1 protein-coding gene is annotated in these 1,323 nt (G+C 65.5%); it reads right to left on the bottom strand.

Annotated features, from left to right (window positions below; translation table 11 throughout):
- Nucleotides 1–10: 10 nt before the first annotated feature.
- A complete protein-coding gene (locus ACFU5M_RS34510; protein WP_379055826.1) occupies nucleotides 11–655 on the bottom strand; it encodes a transglycosylase SLT domain-containing protein in 645 nt (214 codons plus the stop codon).
- Between the last annotated feature and the right edge of the window lie 668 nt (nucleotides 656–1,323).

The following is a 1,323-nucleotide window of genomic DNA, read 5'->3' as shown; positions in this document are numbered from 1 at the left end:
GGAGGTGGACTCAGTACGCGCTGTCGACGTTGTCCATCGTGCCGTAGCGGTGCGCGGCGTAGTTGCAGGCGGCGACGATATTGGCGACCGGATCCCAGATGTCGAAGGGCGTGCCCGCGACGTGATAGGTGGCGAACGTGGGGTCGATCACCTGCAGCAGGCCCTTGGACGGGATACCCATCGCGGCATTGGAGTCCCACAGGTTGATGGCCTGGGGGTTGCCGGTGGACTCGCGCATGATGTTGCGGTGGATGCCCTCGTAGGAGCCCGGGATGCCGTTGGCCTGCATGATGTCGAGGGCCTGGCGAATCCAGCCGTCCAGGTTGTCCGCGTAGACCGGCGGCGCCGGGGCGGGCATCGGGGCCGGCTCGGGAGCAGGCGCGGGCGCCGGTTCGGGAGCAGGGGCGGGTGCGGGCATCGGCGCGGGGATCGCCTCCGCGACCGGTGCGGCGACCACGGCGGGCGCGGCGGGCGCGGCGGGCGCGGACTCGGGCTGCTGCTCGGCCACCATGGCGATGCGAGACGGGACGCTGTCATCGGCAACGGACGCCGCAGAGCAGGCGGCCACGGCGACGACACCCGCGGCGGCGACGGCGACGGTGACGGTTTCGCGGAGCGAGGGGCGACGGAGGGTGGAAAGGCGTCTGTCAGGCATTCGAATCGGTTCCTTTATCGGGGACTTACTCGATCCGGCCGCGGTTGGGCAGCACGGATCCTGCGGCGTACGCTCGTGGGCGTCGCCGAAACGGCCATGTGCTTTTGTGTGGTTTTGTTGTGGGGGACGATGATGTCCCCGGAACGCGACGCGGTTCGTGCGTGCGGCGCCGGATCGCCCTCGATGGGCTCGGCCGCGATGTCGCGCGGGACTTCGCATCTCGATGCGAAGAGACGGGGCGGAAGTGTGGATCGCGGGTCCGTTGCCGGATTCCGCTCCGCCGATCACATGGCGGGCAGGTGCCTGCGGGTGATCGTTACCGAATCGGTGTCTACAACTCCTCGGGCTGACCAAACTTCAGGTCGCTTTGTGACCTGATTGCAGAATGGTCACGCTTGGTTAACGGAGGGTGAACGAATCTTGAACGGCAGGCGCTGGCGATCTTGGAAAGCCCAGGATGCGGTAGCCGAATCGTTATCTAAGCTGGGAGTTTGCCGTTAAACATCTTGTGCTGTACATCACAGAACTTTTCGGACGTACATCGGGATTTCGGCGGCTCTGCGGGCAGATTGCTGTCCGATTTGAGACCCCTGGTGCAACTGGGAAGAACCCGAGGTCACGAGGAAATCACGGCTTTCGTGACTAGCGGAGATGAGAAAACCGTGCCC

Source organism: Nocardia sp. NPDC057455, from assembly GCF_042802775.1.
In the GTDB taxonomy this organism is placed as follows: domain Bacteria; phylum Actinomycetota; class Actinomycetes; order Mycobacteriales; family Mycobacteriaceae; genus Nocardia.
The sequence above is the reverse complement of the archived record's forward strand: the minus strand, read 5'-3'. Positions and strand labels throughout refer to the sequence as shown.

Excerpts from the sequence above, each read along its gene's own strand:
- ACFU5M_RS34510 (WP_379055826.1), bottom strand. The coding sequence starts at position 655 with ATGCCTGACAGACGCCTTTCCACCCTCCGTCGCCCCTCGCTCCGCGAA.